15 protein-coding genes and 1 pseudogene are annotated in these 24,009 nt (G+C 41.4%); 8 read left to right on the top strand and 8 right to left on the bottom strand.

All coding sequences use genetic code 11. The features are described from left to right. The 3 genes from ACYQ0C_RS22310 to ACYQ0C_RS22300 form a co-directional block, all read right to left on the bottom strand. On the bottom strand, positions 1–1,197 hold a 1,197-nt coding region (locus ACYQ0C_RS22310; protein WP_459976911.1), incomplete at its 3' end, for a hypothetical protein. Between the two features lie 111 nt (positions 1,198–1,308). Further along, on the bottom strand, positions 1,309–2,751 hold the full coding sequence (locus ACYQ0C_RS22305; RefSeq protein ID WP_016275066.1) for a hypothetical protein: 1,443 nt from the start codon (positions 2,749–2,751) through the stop codon (positions 1,309–1,311). 61 nt (positions 2,752–2,812) lie between these two features. After that, positions 2,813–3,040, bottom strand: coding sequence for a helix-turn-helix domain-containing protein (locus ACYQ0C_RS22300; protein WP_244964618.1), 228 nt, complete (start codon positions 3,038–3,040; stop codon positions 2,813–2,815). A 784-nt stretch (positions 3,041–3,824) separates the two neighbouring features. Here ACYQ0C_RS22300 and ACYQ0C_RS22295 point away from each other — a divergent pair. Beyond that, entirely contained in the window at positions 3,825–4,820 is a 996-nt protein-coding gene (locus ACYQ0C_RS22295) for a fimbrillin family protein (protein ID WP_016275057.1), read from the top strand. Continuing rightward, on the top strand, positions 4,817–6,133 hold the full coding sequence (locus tag ACYQ0C_RS22290; RefSeq protein ID WP_016275058.1) for a FimB/Mfa2 family fimbrial subunit: 1,317 nt from the start codon (positions 4,817–4,819) through the stop codon (positions 6,131–6,133). Before ACYQ0C_RS22295 ends, ACYQ0C_RS22290 begins: the two co-directional genes overlap by 4 nt. A gap of 121 nt (positions 6,134–6,254) precedes the next feature. Here ACYQ0C_RS22290 and ACYQ0C_RS22285 read toward each other — a convergent pair whose 3' ends face one another. After that, positions 6,255–7,865 (bottom strand): VapE domain-containing protein, encoded by a 1,611-nt coding sequence (locus tag ACYQ0C_RS22285; RefSeq protein ID WP_016275059.1) that lies wholly within the window; start codon positions 7,863–7,865, stop codon positions 6,255–6,257. 1,142 nt (positions 7,866–9,007) lie between these two features. On the opposite strand from ACYQ0C_RS22285, the gene ACYQ0C_RS22280 reads away from it, so the two are divergent. Then, positions 9,008–10,318 carry an ATP-binding protein gene (locus tag ACYQ0C_RS22280; protein WP_016275061.1) on the top strand — a complete coding sequence of 437 codons (1,311 nt, stop codon included), beginning with the start codon at positions 9,008–9,010 and terminating at the stop codon, positions 10,316–10,318. Here the strand turns inward: ACYQ0C_RS22280 and ACYQ0C_RS22275 are convergent. Beyond that, positions 10,297–10,623, bottom strand: coding sequence for an AAA family ATPase (locus ACYQ0C_RS22275; protein ID WP_016275062.1), 327 nt, complete (start codon positions 10,621–10,623; stop codon positions 10,297–10,299). The two genes, ACYQ0C_RS22280 and ACYQ0C_RS22275, sit on opposite strands and share 22 nt — an antisense overlap. 291 nt (positions 10,624–10,914) lie before the next feature. Between ACYQ0C_RS22275 and ACYQ0C_RS22270 the strand changes: the two genes are divergently transcribed. Together ACYQ0C_RS22270 and ACYQ0C_RS22265 are read left to right on the top strand one after the other, a co-directional pair. Then, complete coding sequence (locus tag ACYQ0C_RS22270) at positions 10,915–11,142, top strand: helix-turn-helix domain-containing protein (RefSeq protein ID WP_244964618.1); 228 nt, start codon at positions 10,915–10,917, stop codon at positions 11,140–11,142. 61 nt (positions 11,143–11,203) lie between these two features. Continuing rightward, entirely contained in the window at positions 11,204–13,807 is a 2,604-nt protein-coding gene (locus ACYQ0C_RS22265) for a PL29 family lyase N-terminal domain-containing protein (RefSeq protein ID WP_016275048.1), read from the top strand. A 291-nt stretch (positions 13,808–14,098) separates the two neighbouring features. Here the strand turns inward: ACYQ0C_RS22265 and ACYQ0C_RS22260 are convergent, their stop codons facing one another. The 3 genes from ACYQ0C_RS22260 to ACYQ0C_RS22250 all read right to left on the bottom strand — a co-directional run bounded on the left by ACYQ0C_RS22260 (position 14,099) and on the right by ACYQ0C_RS22250 (position 18,978). Continuing rightward, positions 14,099–15,214 carry a clostripain-related cysteine peptidase gene (locus tag ACYQ0C_RS22260; protein ID WP_016275046.1) on the bottom strand — a complete coding sequence of 372 codons (1,116 nt, stop codon included), beginning with the start codon at positions 15,212–15,214 and terminating at the stop codon, positions 14,099–14,101. An 88-nt stretch (positions 15,215–15,302) separates the two neighbouring features. Continuing rightward, positions 15,303–18,434 carry a PL29 family lyase N-terminal domain-containing protein gene (locus ACYQ0C_RS22255; protein WP_016275044.1) on the bottom strand — a complete coding sequence of 1,044 codons (3,132 nt, stop codon included), beginning with the start codon at positions 18,432–18,434 and terminating at the stop codon, positions 15,303–15,305. 61 nt (positions 18,435–18,495) lie between these two features. Further along, positions 18,496–18,978, bottom strand: a complete 483-nt coding sequence (locus ACYQ0C_RS22250; RefSeq protein ID WP_278702245.1) for a helix-turn-helix domain-containing protein — start codon at positions 18,976–18,978, stop codon at positions 18,496–18,498. A gap of 593 nt (positions 18,979–19,571) precedes the next feature. On the opposite strand from ACYQ0C_RS22250, the gene ACYQ0C_RS22245 reads away from it, so the two are divergent. The 3 genes and pseudogenes from ACYQ0C_RS22245 (at position 19,572) to ACYQ0C_RS22235 (ending at position 24,006) form a co-directional block, all read left to right on the top strand. Further along, positions 19,572–20,351: a 4Fe-4S binding protein gene (locus ACYQ0C_RS22245; RefSeq protein WP_025077075.1), complete on the top strand. Its 780-nt coding sequence runs from the start codon at positions 19,572–19,574 to the stop codon at positions 20,349–20,351. Then, positions 20,351–21,478: a tRNA 2-thiouridine(34) synthase MnmA gene (mnmA, locus tag ACYQ0C_RS22240; protein ID WP_025077074.1), complete on the top strand. Its 1,128-nt coding sequence runs from the start codon at positions 20,351–20,353 to the stop codon at positions 21,476–21,478. Before ACYQ0C_RS22245 ends, mnmA begins: the two co-directional genes overlap by 1 nt. A gap of 3 nt (positions 21,479–21,481) precedes the next feature. Next, positions 21,482–24,006, top strand: a pseudogene (locus ACYQ0C_RS22235) (M1 family metallopeptidase). The last annotated feature ends 3 nt before the right edge of the window (positions 24,007–24,009 follow it).

Here is a 24,009-nt window from a genome sequence, read left to right as displayed (position 1 = left end):
CGGATAGGTCAATACCGGTTTAGTTCCCCAAGCGAATGTACAATCGTGAACATAGTTACCAAATACTACATCAAAGTTAGTACCTTCCACAATCCAACTATATTTCAAGTCTTTTACCCATTCACTGATTTCACCATAGTTGTAAGTAACAATCATCGGGAACTTAGTTTCAAAGGTTTCCGATTCTGGATCCAAGATAGACTTCGGAGCTTTTAATGCAGGTTTATTGTCACTGAAGTCATCCTCACCATTATCTCCTCTGCCTACATAGGTAACTGTTGCTTCTTCATCATCAGCCAATATTTGTGCAAATGTAGTTTCCTTGGATATACCATGCCATACATTATCCAGATCATAAACTACGTCATCATCACCGTCCAATTTCGGATAGATCTTCAACAAAGTACCATCTTGAAGGATTCCTGTATATGGCTTGATGGAAGCAGGGAATGAAGGCATAACTTTAGTCAAACTGATTGTTAATGTTTTCAGCAATTGACCTCTGTCGTTGTAGAATCCGAATGCTTGAGTATATTTCTTGCCATTATCATACCAAGTTGCATTTGCGGCACTATTAGATACAGCACTTACATATTTAATATTCTTAGCTTTGCTTCTAAAGTCAGAAGCCGAAGATATTACGATTTCGTCTTTATTTTCATCATAATATTGCAATCCCTTAATTGCAGGTTTAGCTTTTTCTTCACCCAATATGATCGTATCAGCTGGAGCTTCAAGGGGTTGATTGGCTTTTGCTACATTCTCAACCCAATCACCAAATACATCTTCTGCAACAGGTGCCAAAGTAATTTCATTCTCAAGAGCGCTTTTCCAAGTCCAAGTACAGTTGTAAGAAGCAAGTTCTTCAGCAGCTTCGCCTACCACGACTTCAAATGCTTTTCCATCAGGGTCAACCAAAGAACCATCGTGGTTTACAGCATATACACGGAAGCAAATATAGTCTGTCAAAGCATCTGCATCAGTGATAGTCAAATCAATAGAACCGGTTTCGGTAACTGTATCCAATCCCTTGATTGTTTCTGCATACTTCTTCCATGCTACTTTTTCGCTACTGTCTGAATCACCGGCACGATCATAATCAATCGTTACATAGAAGCCTCTGATATTCTCGCTTGCTTTAAATTCACTCTGTTCAAACTTTCCAAGAGCTACAGTGAATGGTTTGTTCAAAGTCACAGCATAAGCCTTCTCAGTTGTTCCATCACGGTCGTCGCTAGCATCTGCTGTTACATTAATTGTTTTATCACCATCAGTTTTGAAGATAGGTTCTGCTTGTGCACCCTTACTTCATTTATAATCAGTTTTTACGTCATAACGGTTAGCAATATTCTCAACGTTTTTCTTATCGACTGCAAATATCAGTTCGTCAGCGGGCTTTTTATTATCAGTAACGAAGGTAAGACTGTATTCAGAAACTACATTTCTAGAATAAGCACCCTTTTCCGCATCCAAGGTAGTGTTCAAGCTAACTGCATAAAGAATGTAATTAGGCTTTTCAGGATAGTTTCCATTGTCATCTTTTGCCTGAGTAGCAGCTTTGAATGCTTCCGCATCGTATTCTTTGTTCATTTCAACAGAAACTTCCCAAAGACCGTTAGCAGAAATACCACGAGTCAGCAATCCTGTATAAGGTTTCACGTCGCTGACAGAAACCATTCCTTCCATATCAGCACCCTGTGAATTAATCAGCTTGATGTTTTCAGCTGAAATTACAGCGTCTGTAGGAGACACACGAATCAGGAAGTTTTGTGTGAAAGTAGAACGAGCGCCTTTTTCAAAAGAAATAGCACCTGTCAGCTTGTCACCGAAAGTCCATGTTCTTACAGCTTCGGCAGAAAGAAGTTCCAATTTCCAATTGAAAGCTCCCTCAGTGGTAGAATGACCTGCTATCAATGAAACATGAGTCACACCTTTATAAATAGCGGCAGATAACACTTCCAACTTGTTGTTGATAGTAGTAATTTCTTCAGCGTTCTTCTGTACATCTTTTTGCAATTGAGCAATTGCATCTTGTGTTTCTTTTACATCGAAAGCATTCAATTTATCTAACACTTCCTGATGCTTTTTCAACTCTGTTTGAATCTTTTCGATCTCAGCTTTACTAGCATCTACGGCAGCATCATTGGATTGGATGTATTCTGCCAAGGCTGTTTGTTGAGCTTCGATAGCCACTTTATTCTTACCTATTTCAACAGCATTAGCTTTAACCTCAGCATCCAAGGTATTCAAAGTTCCGGCCAAGGTGGCATCAGCATCCGCCAAAGCTTTTAAAGTTTCCTCAGTAGTTGACTGGAAAGCCTGAAGGGCTGCTATCTTACCATTAGCCTCAGCGATAGCGGCAACAGTCTTTTCGACTTCTGCTTTGATTTTAGTCATTTCTTCTTCATTGGCATCCTGCAATTTTGCGATGGAAGCTTCCAATTCAGCCTTCACGGTAGCCAACTCAGCAGAAGCTGCAGCAATAGCGGCTTTCTGAGCCTCTAAAGCGGCTTTTTCAGCAGCATCTTTTGTTTCCGCTATTTTACCTTCCAATGCAGTCTGAGCAGATTGCAAGTTGGAGATAGATGTCTCTACAGCAGTAACTTTAGCTGTCCAATCGGTCTTTTGACCGTTGATGGCATCCCAAAGTTCAGTGACATCATCATCGTAATCTTTACAAGATACAAATGTTCCTGTCGAGGTCACCATCAAGGCACCGAACAGGATTGCACTTAAAAATTTTTTATTCATAATAGAAAAACTTTAAATTTATAAATTTAAAAACTCAAAATGTTTATTGTTATAAAAGGACTTAATTGCGTTGGACAACAAAAGGATTCCGGCTCTGCGATATATATTGCAGGGGAGTCATGCCGACCATCTTCCCGAACGCCACATAGAACACGCTCTTCGAGGCGAACCCGCAACGGCTGAAAAGCTCGCTCACAGGGCACTCATCACCCTCCAGCAGCTCCTTGGCGCGGGCAACCCTGTAGGAGTTTATCAACCGCTTGAAGTTGCAGCCGAAATAGTTGTTCACCGTATTACTCAAGTAGGTCGTATTCGTGCCGGAAACAAATCGTATATACTGTATTGATAATTAAGTATTTATCTCTTAGTATGACAAAAAGCAAAACGAACTCTATTTAGATGGATTCTACTAGAGTTCGTTACTGATATGAAATTATAGGGATAGAAAAAATAGATTACAACGTCAGCGTTGCATTTTTTTGTTCAAAGGAACATAAAGCTATCGACTGAAGAATAAGCGGCAAGCAATTCACATAATAAAAAGGAAGATTTATCAGTCGGAAATCTTTCCCTTTTGGGGTTGTAACCCTGTCAATTGAATAAGACCCGCTCCAAACTTTCAATAACTCTTTTCTCCATATTCTGTTTGCTTACAGCAACGAAAACACGAATTATCTTTCAATATACTGAATGATTTATGAATATATGATGTCTGTTTACTGAATATTATTGGAGATATCATTCGTTGGATAATAGTTGTTGGTCACTAAACAAGACGTATTGCCAAGTATTTGACATTTATATAATTAGCAATCATTCCAGACATTTTTCCTGTTGGCGTATATCAATCAAACAGTTGGGCCGCTTATGTTTTTGCTTATTTATTTTTTCATATTTTCACCTATTTGTTTTTCTTTTTGCAAATAATGAATTACTTTCGCAGCCGGATACAGGTTCTATTTCTTACCGACAACAAGCGGATACGCTTTAATCCTTGACCAATTCAACTTGTCCTCATTTTAATTTTAACGGACAAGCTGATTCCTTGCCCCTCACTATTATAAAATAAAAGAATGAAAAAATTACTGTATGCATCGTTACTGACGATCCTATGCCTCTCTGCCTGTCAAAACAGTGAAGAGGCAGAACAGCTACAAGAAAAAGAGTACACGGTATCTATTATGGCAAGGATTGGAAAGACAGCCTCCGGAGCACGCTACCTGCAAGACAATGAAAACACTGCCGCCAACTTTGGCAAGAACGACAAAATAGGTGTCTTTATGGACGATGACAGTGCTGTCCGCTGGGGGTTCGACGGAACTTCCTGGACAACAGAAAAGAGTGTTTTCTGGAAAGATAAAAACGGGGAACATACTTTTTGCGCGTATTATCCCTACTCCGCTTCCGAAACCGAAAGCAAGGAAAATATAAAAATGCCTTCCCTCGACACTCAGGACGGAACTTGGGAAAATATAGACCAATATGACTTTCTGGTAGCGTCCAGGAAACTTTCCTATAATACCGACCTTGGAAATGTTGCCTTTTCGGGCGAGTATGCGTTCAAGCACATTTTGTCACTATTGAAGATAAACATAAAAGGTGAAGGGGATATGGCACAAGCCGTTATTGATAAAATCAGACTGGAGGGGAATGAACTGATGACTCAAGGGTACTATTCCTTTGGAACGAACAGCGTCACCATCAGCGGAACTGCCAAGGAAACCTTCCAGATCACTCCGTCGCATACCATGAACAATCAGGATGCTTCCTTCTATTTTATCCTGAACGGAGGCGGGCGGGATGAAAACATAGCCCCGAAGACTGTGACAAGCCATCCTGTCAGTCTCGTCATTGAATATACCCGTAACAACAAACAATACATAGCACGGCGCGAAGACCTGTCCACGGGCTTATTGTCCGGATGTATCCACAAATACAATATCGTTGTGAAAGACGGAAATGTAATTATCACGGGAGGAAGTATTTCGGGCTGGACTCCGGGAAATGAGGAGGAGGATATAATTATAGACGGGGAAGAAATAAATCCACAAATAAATAATGTGCTATGAATTATAGATTAACTGAATTAAAGGTACTGCTGTTTTTATTACTGCTGTCTGCCGTTTCTTGCCAACGCCCGATGTACGATGAAGAAGACGAGGAGGATGGAGTATCGCAAACAAATCTTCCTCTGAAGATATCAGCCCGGTCCAGCGGAGAATCCCAGATTAATTATCCGGCTTATATCTATGCCTTTGCAGAAAATGGCAGCTGTTCTGCCAGCCTGAAAATGACAGACAACGGCCCGATCGAAATGAAGCTGCCTCCTGCCCGATACACCATTGTTGCAATAGCCGGTCTGGGAGAGGAATATACCGTTCCGGAAAATCCTTGCCTTGACGATGTGATTGTTATGAAAGAAAACAACAGCAGCTCACGTGCGCTGATGCTGGGAACCTCAACGGTTACCATAACCAATAAAAAGAACATTTCTGTTTCCGTCACCCTCTATTATGCTGTGTCTTTAGTTAATGTCAGTTTGGCGGACATACCGTCAAATGTCAAGAAAGTCAGTTTGCAGATTTCACCTCTATATTCTTCCCTGTCGTTCACAAGGGAATACTCCGGCAAAGACAAGAGCACGGAAATTGCTTGTGAGTTGGAATCGGATGGTACTTGGAGCGCCCCTCCCTTTTATATTTTTCCGGGGAGCGGCTCTCAGACGGTTTTCTCCATAACCCTGGAAGATGACAGCCAGACAAAGACGTTTGGATACACTTTCAATGGAAAGCCGGAAGCCAATGTGCCATTAAATATCGGGGGCAGCTATTCGGGCGATGTCACGGTGGGGGGCAGTTTGATATCAGGTGAATGGAAGGATCCGGTAGATGTTAAATTTGATTTTGGCGGTGCAGGGGAAGATAACAGCGGTGATGAGAATCCTCCTGCCAATCCGGATCTTTCCGGGCTGCCCGAGATTGGCAATATCTGGAATGGAGGAATTGTTGCCGGTATAGAGAATGCAAGTCCCACGGGAGCGGATGTTTTGTTGATGAGTCTGGATGAGTGGGGTGGTCTGGCTTCCGATGTGCGGAATATCATAAAGGAGGAGGAAGCAAACGGATGGTATCTCCCGTCTGAGGAGGAGGCGAAGGTGTTGCATGATACGTTCTGTGGCGTATCACTGGATGAGCTGAATGAAACGATAGAGGGATTGCAAAACGGAGACCCGCTGTTGGATATCGAGAAACGATATGTATATGACTTTAACGGAGTTATCTATGCATTCGGATTTAAAACCTCATCCAAATTCTTACAGGCGGGAAGTACGGTAAAATACAAAATACGTTTGGTACGCAGCGTTCATTATAATGCCGGCTGACTCGGCAGCAGGCTGAAAAATAGAAAGAATGGCATTCACGCTTCCAAACTTTATTGTCCGGAAGTGTGAATGTATGTTTGCATATTCTCCAATGAGCAGACTGTGTATATGGCTTGAATGTTTAGCATGCCACCACGCGGTACACATTCCCCTTGGCGGTATGCACCCGTTCGCCCAGCTGGGGCAGGATACGGCTCAGACTGTAGGCGGTCATGCCCCTCATGACCGAAGGATGGGCGGCTTTCATGCGCTCGAACAACTGGGTGGCGGAAAGGGTCAGCACTTCCTGCGGATGGTCCTCTTCGGTGGCAAAACGGAAGCAGAGGCGGAATACTTCCTCTTCGGGTATGTGCTTGTAGAACAGGGCGTTGTGCTGCTGCATGGCTTGTTCCTCTTCCTTGTTGAACCAGCTTCGCTCACCGGACAGAAGCTCCGCCTTGAGCTGGGCGTACAGCTGCTTGTGCTCTACGGGCGTGGCGCAGTCTATGGCGTGTTCCAGGCTGACACAGAGGAAGCGTCGTGAGCCGGTACGGTCCACCAGCAGGTCCTCCCGGTTGCTGGTGCCGATGAACGAGGCGATGCGGGGAAGTGCCGATGCACTGCGTTTGTAGGCCTTGCGGATGTTCAGTGCGGAGGCCTGCATCAGGTTCTTCAGCAAGGGCATTTTGGATGCGCCTAGTTTGTCAAACTCATCCAGGTTGATCAGGCCGTAGGCGGCCAGTCTGGCTTCGGCGGATGCCGGGGAGCTGAGGTCGTAACTTTCCGTGTAGTAGGCTTTCAGCGTATCGGGCATCAGCAGGCGGCAGAACGTACTTTTCCCCAGTCCCTGACGGCTGCTCACCAGCAGGGGGGCCACACTGTTGGCGCGGTTATTATCCGGATTAAGCTGCATCCATTGGGCGGAGAGCCCCAGCATCCAGCGGTGGAAACCGTTCACCCATACCGGGTCTTCGGACACCCGGCGGGCGAGTGCGGATACCCGGTCCGTTCCGTCCCATTCGGGGAGGTGCTCAAAGTAGGCGGTGAAGGGATGGTATTCGCTGATGCGGCGCGAGCGCACAAAGCGTTGGATGTCCCTGTCCCAGCAGTCTATGCCTGTTTCGATGGCTTCCATACTGAGCGAGTTCATCCATCGCTCGTCCACCTTGGTGTAGCGCAGGTGGGTGTCGGGAATGTTGTCTGCTACGTCCGCCACCTCGGTTTCCTCGGTAAGGACATTGAAGCGGAAACGGTAGCGGGAGGTGAGGAAAGCGGTCACTTCCTGCATCAGGGTACGTGATTTTGCCTTCCTGCCGGTGTTTTCCGAGGGTGCTTGTTCCGTTTTCTTTTGAACGTCTTTCGTATGGGCGGAATGTTCCTTTGCTTTTTCGGTTGAGGCTGCCGGGCGTTTGTGGGAAACGTCCACATTTTCCGGCAAGTTGTCCTTGCCGTTTTCAGCGAGGAGCACCTGTGATCCGGCCACTTCTCTCACTCCGTCTTCGACTGACACGATGTAGTGGTAACTGCCCGTGGGTGCCTTCCCGTCGGTGCGCGGAGTCCAGTTCAGTACCAGAGCCAGCTGCCCCTCGCGGATATCCAGTGCCAGACGCACACCGGGGATAGTGCGGCAAAGCGGCATCACTCCGTTGAGGGCGGATACGAGATCACGGCGCAATGTTCCCTCGGTGGAAACAGGGCTTGACAGGAATTTGCTTCCGAAGAAGACTGTTTTGAGAGTGGCGAATACATTCATAGGTTACCTTTTTTAGTTTGGCAAACTACAAATATACAACATAAAAAGGCGTTTGTCAAGAGGGGCGGGTAATAGGGTATGGAACTTGGTGCAGGATTCGATGAAACTTGGGGCAAGATCCGATGGGACTTGGTGCAGGATTTAATGGAACTTGGGGCAAAATTCAATGGATACAGGGCGCAATACATACGTATGTGTAGGCCGATGCTTGCGTATGTGTGCCCCGATGCTTATGTACGTGTGGGCTTACACGTTACTAACATGCGGGCTGACACGTTACTAATGTCGGGGCTTATACGTTACTAATGTTATTGTTGAATACGCCTTTATGTTTTTAAAATACACCTTGAGCTTTAAAAAATACGCCTTCAACTTTTAAGAAAACATCTTCAGGCTTTTAAAAAACAACTATACGTTTTTAAAACACGCCAGCTTGTTCAGTGCACAGACTTAGCCTGTTCAACGTACAGACTTAGCCTGTCCAGCTTACAGACCTGGTCTGTTCCGTGTATTACTCCCCCACTAATCCGATACGCTCCCTTTTCCCCTCATCCTGTCATCTTATGTAATATGCACAGAAAATCAGCCGGTTAAAGCTGAAACCACTTCCCCTCACGTCCATTTCAGCCCGTATCGTTTTGTCCCTTCACAAAAAATGTGAAAGAGCAGGCTGAAAGGAGGCTGACAGGGCAATGACAGGAGCCCCTTCATAGCCGGAACGCCTATGGGCAGGGAGTTTCAGCGGTAGATGAAAGGAGAAAAGGAACAATCGGGTTTTATCGCTGAGGCATTTAATATGAAGATAATCTCAGCATTCCCACCTGCGAATGAACAGATCACCATCCATGTTTTGAACCTGATTTATTATCGGCACGAAAGATTTATATCTTTCAGGCTATGTAACAATAATCCTCCCGGCATTTCTATACTCAAGATAAATTATTGCGTCATGCAGCCGGAAAATGAGATCCCGGATAGCCTTTTCCTTCAGTCTATCAAATTCGATTATTTTTTTCGGTACTTTTTCAGATAAATTATATCACAATTCTTGCTGCTCCAAATAAACAAAGGTATATTTGCAAAAATAACCATGGTTATTATAATCGTTATTATTTTTATAAGCGACTAAATATTAATAATATATGGATTTCTTTGGCAGAGAGAAAGAATTAGAGATACTCAGAAGGGAGGAAGAATTGTCCGCATCATCGGCACGGTTCACCATAGTCATGGGCAGACGCCGAATCGGCAAGACCAGTCTGATAAGACGGAATTTTCAAGGTAGGCAATGCCTTTATATATTGGCGAAAAATGAGGCGGAAGCCACCTTCTGCAGTTCTATACAAAGACAGATACAGAGGGAACTTGGTATATCTGTCTATGGATCGGTACGTTCTATGCGTGATATTTTTGATATTCTGTTTTCGTATGCCACTCAGAACCAGTTGAACCTGGTAATAGATGAAGTACAGGAGTTCTTTTATGTACGCAAGAGTATTTTTGCTGACATGCAAGAATTATGGGATAAATACAAGCCGGATATGAAAATAAACTTCATTACTTGCGGCTCCATTTATTCACTGATGAAAGAACTGTTTGAGGATAAAAAATCAGCCATGTATGGACGGATGACCAAGCGTCTGGACTTGCAGCCGTTCAGCATAGCAACACAGAAACAAATTCTAAGGCATTATTATCCGGCTTATACTCCGGCAGATCTACTTTGTCTTTATATGCTGACCGGTGGGGTGGCAAAATATATAGAAACATTAATGGACGAAGGGGCTTTCAAGAAAGAACGGATGCTCACTTGCTTTACCAATGAATACATGCCTTTTCTTACAGAAGGGAATGACTTGATTAATATGGAATTTAGAAAAGAGGGGGCCGTTTACTATTCTATCTTGAGCCTGATAGCTGACGGAAAAAACACATCCGGTGAGATTGATTCAGTTTTAGGTATCACCACAAGTGCCTATCTGCGTAACCTTGAAATCAATTATACCCTTTTGAAGAAGATGCGTCCCATCTTTGCATCTGAACGGAGCAAGGGAGTCAAGTACAAGCTGAATGACAATTTTCTACAGTTCTGGTTTCGCTTTATCTATCCTAACCTTGATTTGGTGGAGAATCACCGGTCGGATTTATTATTGGATATTGTAAAGAAAGGGTATGATGTTTATTCTGGTCTGGTATTGGAGCGATATTTCCAACAAAAGCTATGGGAAGAGGAGCGTTTCACGATAATAGGAAACTGGTGGGACTCAAAAGGAGAAAATGAAATTGATATCGTAGCTGTAAACCGTATTGACCGTACAGCCCGGATAGCAGAGGTAAAGATTAACCGGAATAAAATATCTATGCCGGTCTTGAAAGAAAAATCCCAAAAACTTATAGGCGAGTTAAAAAGATATCAGATAGAATATACAAGCTATTCATTGGAGGATATGTAAGGCATGGAATAAAGGTATTCACACTTCTGGCGTATTTTATATTTTATGATACGACTTTCAGCACCCAATTGCCATAAGGATACGACATTCATATATCCGGCTTCAATATCGTCTTTCATTACATTGGTTTTTCTATACAGTTCTTCTTTTATATGTTGAAGCATCAAAGTGGTTTTGCCTACTCCTCTAGGACCGGTAATACCTATCATACGGCTGTTCCAATTTATCTTGGAATACAGATAACGATAGAAACTCGTATTTGTTTCTTTTAATAATTTTTCGAAATGCTCTTGTGACTTTTTCATGCTATATTGAATTTAACATGCAAATATGGCCTGCACTCTGGCGGTGCATCTATTTGTCTATTTTACGCTATCAAAGTGCATTTTAAGCTAATTGAAGACCTTCCATGTCCTCAATAAATGTAATTATTCGTACAAACTGTCCTCCGTTGATAACATATAAAAATCTATTTAGATCTTCTATAGATAACCAATAGACGGAATGGCTTTTTATTTGGTGGTTACATCGCTGATTTATAACGATATAAGTCTTCTTTTGTTTCCGGCACGAATACGACCTACCTGAGTAATACGGTGAACAACTACTTCGGCTGCAACTTCAAGCGGCTGATAAACTCCTACAGGGTTGCCCGCGCCAAGGAGCTGCTGGAGGGTGATGAGTGCCCTGTGAGCGAGCTTTTCAGCCGTTGCGGGTTCGCCTCGAAGAGCGTGTTCTATGTGGCGTTCGGGAAGATGGTCGGCATGACTCCCCTGCAATATATATCGCAGAGCCGGAATCCTTTTGTTGTCCAACGCAATTAAGTCCTTTTATAACAATAAACATTTTGAGTTTTTAAATTTATAAATTTAAAGTTTTTCTATTATGAACAAAAAATTTTTAAGTGCAATCCTGTTCGGTGCCTTGATGGTGACCTCGACAGGAACGTTTGTATCTTGTAAAGACTATGATGACGAGATCGATGAGATCAACGCTACGTTGACCGATTTGAAATCTCAGCTGGCAGCTTTGCAGACAAAAGTAGAGAATGGTGATTATGTAACAGGTATCACTAAGACCGCTGATGGTAAAGGAATGACTTTTACTTTCTCTAAAGGAAGTACTGTAACCGTTACTTTGGATGTAAAAGATGGTGAAGCTGGTGCTCCTGGAACTCCGGGTAAAGATGCTCAGCAAGTTACTGTTGATGAAAAGACTGGTGAATTGAAGATTGATGGTAAAGGTACAGGTATTTTTCCTGCCAAAGATGCAGCAAAAGCTCCTGTTAAAGCAGAAGGTGGATATTGGTACACTTTGAATGAAAAGGGTGAATATGAAAATACAAATATCCCTGTATCTGGTATTATTGTTACTGGAACTGAAGCTACAGGCTATACATTGACTGTATATAGTGCTGATGGTGAAAAGGTTATCAAATTACCGACTGCCTCTTCTACAATTACAGAAATTATGATTGGCGATCTAACATTCGGAGCTACTACCAGCACTACTTCTGTAACTGGGCTTGATTGGGGCTATAAGAGCAATGGAAAGATTGATTGGAAAGGACCCAAAGGAAATATTGCAGCGAATCAGTTGATGATTGGACAAATAGCACCTGCTGAAGGATTATTATCTGTTACTCCCGCTAGTGTGGATTTATCAGGCATGACACTTGAATTAATTGACACAAAAGGTGATATCGCTCCCGTTAATATCGTTGCCACTCCGAATAGTACTGATGGTGCTGCAACCGCTCCTAGAGCTGCTGCAACTAATGGCAAATGGAATTTGGCTATCACTTTGAAGAGTGATGTTACTAAAGATAATATTACAAAAGTATTTGGTGCATGGGATAATTCCAGCTATAATGCAAAATTGTACGCTTTACGTATTAATGGTAAAGTTTATACCGGTTATTCAATTGCTGTAAAAGTGGCTGAAAATAATGCCATTACAAATAATGCTACAACAGTTGGAAATGGTATTACTTTGAGTACAACTAACCTGAAATCAATAGGAAACAATCATGACAAACCACTGGACAACAACAGTAATATTGAAGTACCTGTTGGCTCTTCATCATTAGTTTGCTCAGATTCTAAGTTCTATGATGGTTACATTGCTTTTGAAGGTACTCAGACAGCAAAAGCTGAAAAGTTAGGCGTTTCTGCTAATGGTATGAATCTGTCTATTAAAGAATCTGCAAAAGCAGAAGAAGTGATTGCTACTGTCCATATCATGAGTGTTGACGGAAAGGAAACAACCAAAAACATAACATTGAAGATTGGTGGTGTTAAATCTGATGATACTCAAACTATCGCTGCTACTACTTATGAATTAGGTTTGGATGACAGCGGAGTTTTAAATGCTATTGTTGTAGATTTGAAGGATGCTTTCTCTAGCTTGTCTGCTGCTAATGCTGAAGAAATTGATAACTTAACTCAGATTACTGTTGAAAATGTTAAAGATCAAGTTAATTTCTTGGCAAATGACTTGACTTCTACTAATGTAACATTCTATACTGATAAGGATGGTAAACCTGCTGATAAATTTGTAGATGGATCAGCAAATGATGGTGAAGTAGTATTAGCTAGCTCAGATGCTCGCAATATCCGTTGGATGAAGATTGCCGTAAATGGTAATGTTAATGGTAAGGCTAAGCCAGGTAACTATAATTTGACTTTGACAATCAAGGATCAAAAATCAGGTACTGCCGTTAGCACAATCAAGACAGTTACAATTCCTGTAACAGTTGCTCTGCCTACTTGGAATAAACTGTTCAAGAACACAACTGCTTGGGAAGATGGTAAGTTTGTTGCCCGTTTGGCAGCTTCAGTTGCTAATAAACCTGTGGTAAACTTCACAAGAGCATTCCTTCCCAATACAAAGGCTGCTGTAAATGATATCAAGTTGACAATTGACAAAGTGGATAATAAGGATGTTATAGAAGACCAATCAAGTGCTTCTGTAACTCTAAAGAATATCCAAAATACTAATAAGACTTTGAAAGTTAATGAATTGGGTGTTGTAGCTTCTTATACATTTGGAGGTGTAAATGACTTGACTGTTAAGTCTTCTAAGTTCACTACTAAGATCATGTCTATCTTTGAAGGTGCTAAGTTGGTTTACTATACTGATAATGTAGCTGGTGCAACTGCTAAGGTTGGTGCGGACTTTACTATCGCTAAACTTACTATTGCTAATAATAAGAAGAATGGTTTGGCATTACAGTATGGTAAGGGAGAATCTGCTGTATGTAATAGCATTCCTGTAATCGAAGGTGTAACTGTTCAAGAATCTAATTCTACTGCTGCAGACAAAGTTAAGGTAGCTTATGGCGTAGACGGCTTGAATAATGTTACTGCCACTTCTGTTAGCGAAGGTATTAAATTGGTAAATGCCCAAATCGGTGATAAGGGTACTTTAGTTCTAACATTCACTGACTTCGCAGGCATTGTGACAACCGCTACAATTGCATTCGAATAATATTAAAATTGGTATATAATATAAAGGGGCTGTTTTTTAGGGACAGCCCCTTTTAACTTATAGAATAACTATCTTAGTTCTTTATTTCTTTGAATAGTAACATCAATGTTTAGTAATAATTTCTTCTGTTAATTCTATTCCTTTGAGCTGATAATTTCTGTATATTATAATAATTAAATTGTATTCTATTGATGTAAAAAAGTAGTAGATCTTTATATATGTCTTATCTCTTTGAACTGATAAAAGATTTTCCCCAAATGTCATTCCATAGAAAGTTATCCTACATATTCTCTAATGTGTATTAGTATCTTTATACCATTGTAGTTTTGTATATTCCTCATTTAAGTCATTAAGTTCTCTCTGCATAATAAAAGTGGTCATACCTGAAAATGCTGTGATAGGGAATATTCCTTCTTCCGTAGCATAAAAAGGAGTATTCCTTTTGTAAACCACACATTGGCTGATATATTCTTGAAGTGCATTGTATGTATCTTCATCTGATAATGATTGATAATATTGAGCAAAATCAAAAAAATAGAATGGGGCTTTTAAAACTCCATCATAATTTTGAAGGTTACCGACCGGGAGGAAAGAACCAGATATTTCTGTATTGATCTGTCGTATCAAATTCGCTAAATTTGATAATCCGGCAGTTTTTATTATGCTAATGGTAGCAGAACGTTTATCGCCTTCCATCAAATTCCAATAATGAAAATAATTTTCTGCAAATCTTTGCAAATCAGCAGTTTCTTCAAGCAGACAGGAAATACTGCCGGCATAGATAGGAGTGAATCCCGGAGATACTACTGGGGCAGAGGAAGCCATGATATATGCTGCTTTATTTCTTAATTCATAAGCCACCTCAATACCTGCCATATTACATGCTTCAAAGATTATGAATTCAAATAAATGGTCCGGGAGGGCCATAGCAAAATCTGTTATTTCCATTTCATTATCATTATCGATGATGATAGACCGCGAGCCATTAACCAATGTATGTGGAGGAAGCCAGCCACTGCCATGGGAAAACACGATTAAACCGTAGCTTTTAGCAGGATAAAGCCGAGTTACGTCGTTTATAACTCGTTTAAGCACTTGAGGGGAGGCTGAGTTTTCTTGGTCATAGGTATGTATGGTAATATAGCCTTTCTCACTTTTTCCATCAATTTCCATCAATCGTGGAGAGTCCTTAAATGGTGTATCCTGATACACTATTATTTTTCCATCTGTCTCGTCTTCCCATCCATTTTTAATTTGAACAAGTTTGTCATAGGTTTCCGCATCAAGATTATTATCTCCTCCCAGATAAACCAATAGTGTCCGTGCAGGTAAAACAGCGGGAGTGTCATTTTCTTTATGACAGCCACATACTAATAACAGAAAACAGACAGCATATATATACTTCATACACAATATAATTGAATAAACGATTGTAAAAACTAAAAGAGGGGAACATTTTGCCCCCCTCTTTTTAAATAAACAATGAGCGTATTAATTACTTGTCATTGTGCTTCTTAACTTGGATTTGGATAGTTCCAACAGAATGTCCAAGACTATTCTTCCAAGTATGGTCGCAGATACCGCCCCACTTGTGATTTACACAAACTTCTACTTCAATAGTAAATGGTTGAGCAATATCTTCACCATTGTTGATCCATGTGATAGTCTGCTTAGTATTATCAAGTTTGATCTTATTCATGTTTTCAGCATCCAGTTCACTTCCGTCAGCAAAGTATGCCTTAGAAACCTTGAAGTTAACAGTTGTATTAACATCGAATACATTATTGTCAACTACCAGTTTATTTGACCAACCAGCTTGATCACCTGTCTGAACCAAAGTATTATTCTCAGCCATATCTTTGTGGTCATAGATAACATGGTTGTTATTGAATTGTGCCTGAGCACCTTCAGACCACAGATAATCTGACAAGAAGAATGCATCCTTCAATGATACTGTATTTTCAGCTTCTTGGTACTTGTCAAACAAAGGACCTGCTTCGTAAGCGTGGAATACCATCGGAGTTACAAATGCAACTTCAAATTCATCGATAACCACTGTAGAACGTCCATTTTCAGGAGCAGGAGCACCAGTATAATTAGTAGTATGGTTATCTTCAGCCCAAGGAGTATTGTTTATCATATTGATAGTATTGCAAGAGAAGTTATTGTAAGCTTCTTTAGCATACTTGTTATGAGCATTGGCTTCCTTGTTGCAAGTACCATACAATCCGTCAACATCTTCGTTGAAGCTTACTACAGCACGCATTTTGATCTTCTTCAAATCTTCAGCGTCAGCAGCATTGATCCAAGCACGTCCTTCGTCTGTTGCCTCCAAAGCGATATACCACTTGTTGTCTTTACCTTGATACAAACGGATACCGGAATCGTGACCGTCATCTATCTTAGATGCGTTATTATGCTGGTCAACCAATTCGAATGACAAGGTAGCTCTAGCCCAATCCTTATCATGAGTCTGACCCTTATAAGGATTATAGTTGATCAAATCGAATTCGTCATTCAATGCTGCAACCATTTCATAAGTCGTAGGAGCATCAAAGTTATCGTATCTACCGTGAGCAATGAAGTAAGAATCATCTACCCAGTTCAACTTAGTCTTTTCAGGAGCAACTACATCCGGATACTTCACATTAATAGTATAAGTAACATGGATGTCAGATAATCCCTTATGATCAGCATTTGGCTTGTATGTACCCTTAACAGTGTAAACGTCGTGATCGTCATGACGAGAGAATGCTGTATTCTTCACTGTAACGAACAGCTGATTGTATTCTTCAGGTTTAAAGTTCGGATCTAATGAATAGTCTGCATTATTCTTTCCATCCCATGCATATACAGCGTGTTGTTTAGCCTCATCTGCCGTTGCAAATTCAGGAACGAAATCATAAGTTTTACGGAATTCGTCTTTACTCAACTGTACATCTTTATGGTTGAATATCTTATCCATATCCATATCAAGAACTTGATTGATATGTTTCAGAGTGACATCTTTTGTTTCTGTAATATTAATTTCAGGAGCAACAACTGCATTGCGTACAATGTGAATCTTGATGATTGCTGTTTTAACTACATTACCATTGTCTTCACCCGGTGCTACTAGTTTCACACGAACAATAGGAGTTCTGTCTATAGCAGCTGTGTGGTTGGCATCTGTTTCTGCGCCCCAAATCGGGTCCGGAGTTTGTTTTACTGTAGCAACACCATCTTTGGTAACGTCCAAATAGCGTTTTGTCTGGTTAACGCCATCATAATAGAAGTCAACCGGTTCAAACACCAATGAATAGTCATCAAAACCATTATCCATCAAAGGATACTGAGCGTCTTGGGCTCTACCCATACGTTTGTCAAAGAATGAAGTTACGATGTCTTTCAAATTTTTTGAATGTCCATCACCTGTGTAATTCAGTTCTACAACAATACGGTTTGCATCATCTTTAGATTCAGCATCTCCTTTATATAACTGGTTTTCAGCATTACCTTCGAACTTAGCTTTATCTGCTTGATAAGCTTTCAATTTAGCCTCTTCAGTACCGGTCGGATTCAAGGTGTTAAGATAATGTTCATCTTTGATGAATTCTCTATAATTTACCTTGTTAGGAGCAATTGCATTTTTAATCTGAGCAGGAGCGTTAGTTTGGTCAAATGCATCAGCTACTTTAACCAAATGTACGTTTTTCTGCAAAATTACTTCATGCTTGGCGGGAATAAAATCAGAATGAACGATTTGGTCATTGTTCTTAATTCTCAATGAATATACTGTTCTTTCGTCCAGATTAGATTGTTCAGCAAAAGCCCAGTCCTTTACACGGAAGTTCAACATACCATGTCCTTCTTTATAAGAATCAACGGTGATTTTTCCATCAGTGTACAGTTTTTGTCCAGCATTGAACAATTCCCAATTCTTGTTATTCGTATTGTAGTTCCATATTTCAGCAGTATCACGAACAAATCCTACCACTTCCATATCCTTGAATGATACGCTGTTAGGATTTACCTGATACTTCACGTCTGCCTTACCTGAGTAAACGATTTTAAATGTACTAAAGTTATTTGCACTCCAATCTGCACCTGCAATCTCTGTTTTACCTGACACACTATCAGTAACGATGGTAGGGAAATGGATTCTGGCAGCTTCACCTTCAGAAAGGAAAGTAGGGATAAACTTAACTCCGCTAACTACAGAAGTAGCTTTAGGCATACTGATAGTCTTTTTAGTGCCATCAGCATAAGTAATAACTAATTCATAAGCTGATTCACCTTCTTCTACTGATACTACATAATCATCAGCAGAAGTACCTGGAGTACCCGGAGTACCTGGTTTGCCCGGTTCACCTTGTTCTCCTTTTGCACCATTGTATAATTTAATGGTCTCTCCATCACTGAATTTGATTTCATAACCACCATTACCATCAGTGAACGGAGTACAGCTTTCGACATATTTGCCTGAGCCTACTTTGTCTTCAAGGGCCTTGATTGCATCTTTCACATTGGATATTTCTTGATCCAAGCGGTCGATGTCGTCATCATAGTCTTTACAAGATACAAATGTTCCTGTCGAGGTCACCATCAAGGCACCGAACAGGATTGCACTTAAAAATTTTTTGTTCATAATAGAAAAACTTTAAATTTATAAATTTAAAAACTCAAAATGTTTATTGTTATAAAAGGACTTAATTGCGTTGGACAACAAAAGGATTCCGGCTCTGCGATATATATTGCAGGGGAGTCATGCCGACCATCTTCCCGAACGCCACATAGAACACGCTCTTCGAGGCGAACCCGCAACGGCTGAAAAGCTCGCTCACAGGGCACTCATCACCCTCCAGCAGCTCCTTGGCGCGGGCAACCCTGTAGGAGTTTATCAACCGCTTGAAGTTGCAGCCGAAGTAGTTGTTCACCGTATTACTCAGGTAGGTCGTATTCGTGCCGACTATTGAACTAAACTTTTCTAAAGAGAGCTTTGAATCCAAATATACTTTTCTGATTTCTAGGTTATACAAAATGCTTTTATAGATTTCAAAATCAACTTTTCTTCCGGACGCTCCTTTCTCAGAGGACAGTATATTCCACTGCCGTTCTGCATCTTTAAACAGCTTTTCTTTCTGCGTTGTAGTAGAAAGCTCATTGCTTTGCGTTTGAAATAGAGCATCCATATTTTAATCTGTTTCTATAATAGCCATAATTTCATCGGACAAAAGTACCCATTTTACTCTATTCTGCAAGAGTTTCCACTAAAAATCTTTATAAAATACAGGAATATTTTAAGAAATAGGAATATCTATATATTCTTTACCTCACAAACAACTATAGAAAGCCTTAAAAGTACATTAAAGTCAGTAATTACTTTCACTATATACCTTAATATATATAGTATAAACACATTGGCAAAGCAAGGCTTACAACAGACAAAACGCACTTTTTTCTCGACAAAAAGAAAACCGGAAGTCTGATATTCTCCTTTTATACAACAATTTTGACCAGTAAAGGCCAGCAATTGCTACATAATATCATGTCATCTATTTTCCGGTTAAAAATTATTTAACCTCCATAAACACAGGCTTTTTATTGTTCACCGATAAGCATAATTTAACCTACATCTACTACTGTGTCACTTCTATTAACAGAAGCCATAGGATATCATTCCGACAATCATATTTTACATTCACATTATAATAATCCTCGATATACTTGTACATCTTATCTATATATTGGTTACCTTTGGACAAAAGTCACTATATTTGCGTCTATGAAAACATATACAAGCAATCACATCGTCTTTTTTTCGCCTACACATACGTCCGCGAAAATAGCCCGTGCCATCGGAGAGAGTATAGGTATGGGGAGAAGAATAGAAATAGACCTCACTACAGATGAGAATAGTAGCCCGATAGAAATCAAAGATTCTATCACTATCATTGCAGTTCCCGTATATGCAGGAAGGGTAGCCCCAATAGCATTACAACGGTTACGAAGATTAAAAGGGAGTAACGCTCCGGTTATTTTAGTCACAGTATATGGCAACCGCGATTACGAAGATGCATTGGTCGAATTAAGAGATGAAACAATTCAATTGGGATTTATCCCGTTGGCAGCCGGTGCCTTTATTGGTGAGCACAGCTATAGCCGTCCGGATATGCCCATCGCAGAAGGCCGTCCGGACGCCACCGATTTACAGATTGCAGAACAATTTGGGAAAGACTGTTTGGCAAAACTGGAGAAAGACGAAACATTGTCCGATTTCTACATGAGAGGAAATGTGCCTTATCGCTTTGTAGGCCCCTCTACTCCTGCCGCCCCAGTCTGCACGGAAGAATGTTTCGCCTGTGGCGAATGCATCGAAGTATGCCCTACTCATGCCATTGCATTAAGCGATGAAGGCAAAATAGAGACAGAGATTGCCCAATGTATCAAATGCTGTGCTTGCGTAAAAGAATGCCCCAATGGCGCACGGGTTTTTAACACTCCTTACACCCCCATGCTACACGAAAAATGTGCGGCACGTCGTGAACCTGAATTATTTATATAATGAGTAACAGAGATAAAAGAGTCCTGGTAGGGATGAGTGGCGGAATAGACAGCTCCGCCACCTGTATCATGCTGCAAGAACAAGGATATGAAGTGGTAGGAGTAACCATGAGGACGTGGGATGTCCCTTCCCGCTTTTCCACTCCTGGCCAAAATGAACCTGATGATGTATTGGAGGCAAGAGCTTTGGCAGAACGGCTGGGGATAGAGCACCATGTAGCGGATGTGCGGAAAGAGTTCAAACAGATTATCGTAAAACACTTTATTGATGAATATATGCAGGGAAGAACCCCCAACCCTTGTGTGCTTTGCAACCCGCTATTCAAAGAACGGATTCTCTGTGAATGGGCCGACCAGACGAATTGTGCACATATCGCTACCGGACATTATTGCAGATTGGAAGAACGTAAGGGGAAACTGTATATCGTAGCGGGAGATGACCAGACAAAGGATCAATCCTACTTTTTATGGAAACTTCCTCAGGAGATACTTCAACGCTTTCTCTTTCCATTGGGAACTTATACCAAGCAAGAGGTACGGGAATATCTCCGTCAGAAGGGATTTGAGGCAAAGGCCCGTGGAGGTGAAAGCATGGAAATCTGCTTTATAGAAGGAGATTATCGGGACTTTCTGCGCGCACAATGTCCGGATATTGACGCACAAGTAGGTCCGGGATGGTTTGTAAACAGTAAAGGGGTCAAAATAGGCCAGCATAAAGGGTTTCCTTATTATACGATAGGCCAACGCAAAGGTCTGGAAATAGCCTTAGGGCATCCGGCATACGTATTACGCATCAATGCTGAAAAAAATACAGTTATGCTGGGGGATGCCGAAGAACTTAAAACAGAATACATGCTGGTGGAAGACTACCACATAACAGATATGCAGGAATTATTGGACTGTAAGGATTTGGCTGTACGCATCCGCTATCGTAGCAAACCTATTCCATGCCATGTTCTTGTATTGAATGAAAAGCAATTATTGATTCGTTTTCTTTCCGAAGCATCTGCCATCGCACCCGGACAGTCAGCTGTCTTTTATGAGGGGAAACGAGTACTGGGAGGTGCATTCATAGCTTCACAGCGCGGCATCCGAAAAATGGCCGCCGATAATCAAGATAAACTTTAGATGATGAAAACATATATCGGAAATCTTATTCTTATGTGCTGCTTATTATGCAGCTGTCATCAGCCAACAAACAATCCTCACCTTTATGACAAGGGTGTTTCCCAGGAACTGGCAGCACTACGCAAACAGGAAATTAAAGAGTTGAAGTATAAACTATACTTCGCCATCCCTGAACAAAAATCAGTTCCGGTAAATGGAAAGATTACCATTGAATTTAATCTGGATATGCCACAAGAGATCATTCTCGACTTCAGAGAAGAGTCCGAAAAAATCAAATCGGTATCCGTTAATGGACAAACATCCCATTATGATTTCCGTAACGAACATATCATTCTGCCTAAAAACAATATTATAAAAGGTAAGAACGATATCACCATTCAATTTATTGCCGGAAACCAGTCACTAAACAGAAACGATGAGTTTCTATATACGTTATTAGTGCCCGACCGTGCCCGCACCTTATTCCCTTGTTTTGAACAGCCCAACCTGAAAGCCACATTTACCTTGCAACTGGATGTACCAACGGAATGGAAGGCCGTTTCTAATACCTATATTACTAAAGAGGAGATAAAATCCACCGGCAAGACAGTGACTTTTGCCCCAACCGAACCATTAAGCACCTATCTCTTTTCTTTTGTTGCCGGCAAACTGGAACAGAAGGAATATACAGAAGGAGACCGGAAAATTTCAGCATATTACCGTGAAACAGATCCCGACAAAGTGGCCCAGCTAGATACCATCTTCAAACAAGTGGCTGCTTCGCTGAACTGGCTGGAAGAATACACCGATGTCCCCTATCCCTTTGCCAAATATGATTTCATCATCTTGCCGGGGTTCCAATATGGAGGGATGGAACACACCGGCGCCACCTTATATAATGACACGCAAATGTTCCTAAGCAATAACCCGACCCCTGACGAAGAGCTTCGTCGGACCCAATTAATCGCCCACGAGACCGCTCACATGTGGTTCGGTGATTTAGTAACGATGAACTGGTTTGATGATGTCTGGACAAAAGAGGTTTTTGCCAATTATTTTGCCGCCCTGATTACCGAACCATTATTCCCACAAATCAATCACCAACTGAATTGGATGAAGACTTATACAGCCGCATCCTTGTCAGAAGATCGTACCCCCGGAACCACTGCTATCCGGCAACCGCTGGACAACCTTCAAAATGCAGGATTAATTTATGGACAGATCATTTATAACAAAGCTCCTGTCATGATGGTAAAGCTGGTGGAATTAATGGGAAAAGAAGCATTTCGGGAAGGAATTCAAGAATATTTAAAAACTTACGCTTACGCCAACGCCACCTGGGATGACTTGATACAAATTCTGGACAGTAAGACTGAGCAAGATTTATCTGCTTTCAGCGATGCATGGGTAAACCAGAAAGGTATGCCGGTCATCAATTTTGAAAGATCCGGCAACCAACTGACCATACGTCAGCAAGACCCTTATCAAAGGGGGCTAAACTGGCCTCAGAAGTTTAACATCACTCTTTGCGGAGAGAGGGACACAACAATAGAAGCCAATCTGACAAACAGTCAATACCACCTCACACTGCCCTTTACCCCTACCCATATCCTGCCCAATACGGATGGCAGAGGATATGGTTTGCTTGTTCCTGCAGCAACAGTCTCCATTGGCTGCTGGAGCACTGGCAAGAAATAGAGAATGAAACGACCCGACAGGCCGTTTTAATGATGATGCATGAAAACTATCAGGCAAAAAACATTCCGGATACTGCATGGATAAACGCATTACTCAACGGAATACATCGAGAGAAGAATCCGCTGACAGCCTCAACATTAACCAATTATCTGTCCGCTCCTCTGCAGGAGATATCCCAGGAAGAACGCGACAAGGTAGAAAATGAGCTTTATGCACTCAGCCATTCTCACCCAATCCCTTCTTGCCGCATCCAGTTGTTACGGCTTCTTATTGCAGAAGCAACAAGTCCTGCCCTGCTCCAGCATCTTTATACTTTATGGGAGACTCAAAATTCCAGACAATTGAATGAAAGAGACTATACCGCCCTGGCCTATGAATTGTCCTTACGCATGTCCGGACAAGGAAAAAGAATACTCGAGATACAGCGTCAACGTATCAATAATCCGGACCGTTTACGCCAGTTCGACTTCATCTCACGTGCCATGACTGCCGACACATTGAAATTAGACAGCCTGTTCCAGTCTTTGCTGCAAGCAGAAAACAGAAGAATAGAGCCTTGGGCGGCTACAACGTTAAGCTATCTGAATCATTCTGCAAGAAAAGATTATGCGGTGAAATATATCCGTCCGGCATTAGAAGAACTAGTGGAGGTTCAACGCACCGGAGATATCTTTTTCCCCCGCAACTGGGTAGGAGCCTTATTAAGAAACCACAGCAGCGAGGCGGCATACCGGGAAGTGGAAACTTTTCTGTCAACTCATCCTGACTATCCCCCCTTGTTAAAGAACAAAATTCTGCAAGCCGCCTATCCTCTTTATAGGAAATATGCAGATAAAGAGAAAATGAATTGAGAA

The organism is Phocaeicola sartorii JCM 17136 = DSM 21941 (genome assembly GCF_054653615.1).
The sequence above is the reverse complement of the archived record's forward strand: the minus strand, read 5'-3'. Positions and strand labels throughout refer to the sequence as shown.

Bases quoted from the DNA above. Each gene is read 5' to 3' on its own strand.
- ACYQ0C_RS22305 (WP_016275066.1), bottom strand. From the start codon at position 2,751: ATGAATAAAAAATTTTTAAGTGCAATCCTGTTCGGTGCCTTGATGGTG.
- ACYQ0C_RS22295 (WP_016275057.1), top strand. From the start codon at position 3,825: ATGAAAAAATTACTGTATGCATCGTTACTGACGATCCTATGCCTCTCT.
- ACYQ0C_RS22290 (WP_016275058.1), top strand. From the start codon at position 4,817: ATGAATTATAGATTAACTGAATTAAAGGTACTGCTGTTTTTATTACTG.
- ACYQ0C_RS22285 (WP_016275059.1), bottom strand. From the start codon at position 7,865: ATGAATGTATTCGCCACTCTCAAAACAGTCTTCTTCGGAAGCAAATTC.
- ACYQ0C_RS22280 (WP_016275061.1), top strand. From the start codon at position 9,008: ATGGATTTCTTTGGCAGAGAGAAAGAATTAGAGATACTCAGAAGGGAG.
- ACYQ0C_RS22275 (WP_016275062.1), bottom strand. From the start codon at position 10,623: ATGAAAAAGTCACAAGAGCATTTCGAAAAATTATTAAAAGAAACAAAT.
- ACYQ0C_RS22265 (WP_016275048.1), top strand. From the start codon at position 11,204: ATGAACAAAAAATTTTTAAGTGCAATCCTGTTCGGTGCCTTGATGGTG.
- ACYQ0C_RS22260 (WP_016275046.1), bottom strand. From the start codon at position 15,214: ATGAAGTATATATATGCTGTCTGTTTTCTGTTATTAGTATGTGGCTGT.
- ACYQ0C_RS22255 (WP_016275044.1), bottom strand. From the start codon at position 18,434: ATGAACAAAAAATTTTTAAGTGCAATCCTGTTCGGTGCCTTGATGGTG.
- ACYQ0C_RS22250 (WP_278702245.1), bottom strand. From the start codon at position 18,978: ATGGATGCTCTATTTCAAACGCAAAGCAATGAGCTTTCTACTACAACG.
- ACYQ0C_RS22245 (WP_025077075.1), top strand. From the start codon at position 19,572: ATGAAAACATATACAAGCAATCACATCGTCTTTTTTTCGCCTACACAT.
- mnmA (WP_025077074.1), top strand. From the start codon at position 20,351: ATGAGTAACAGAGATAAAAGAGTCCTGGTAGGGATGAGTGGCGGAATA.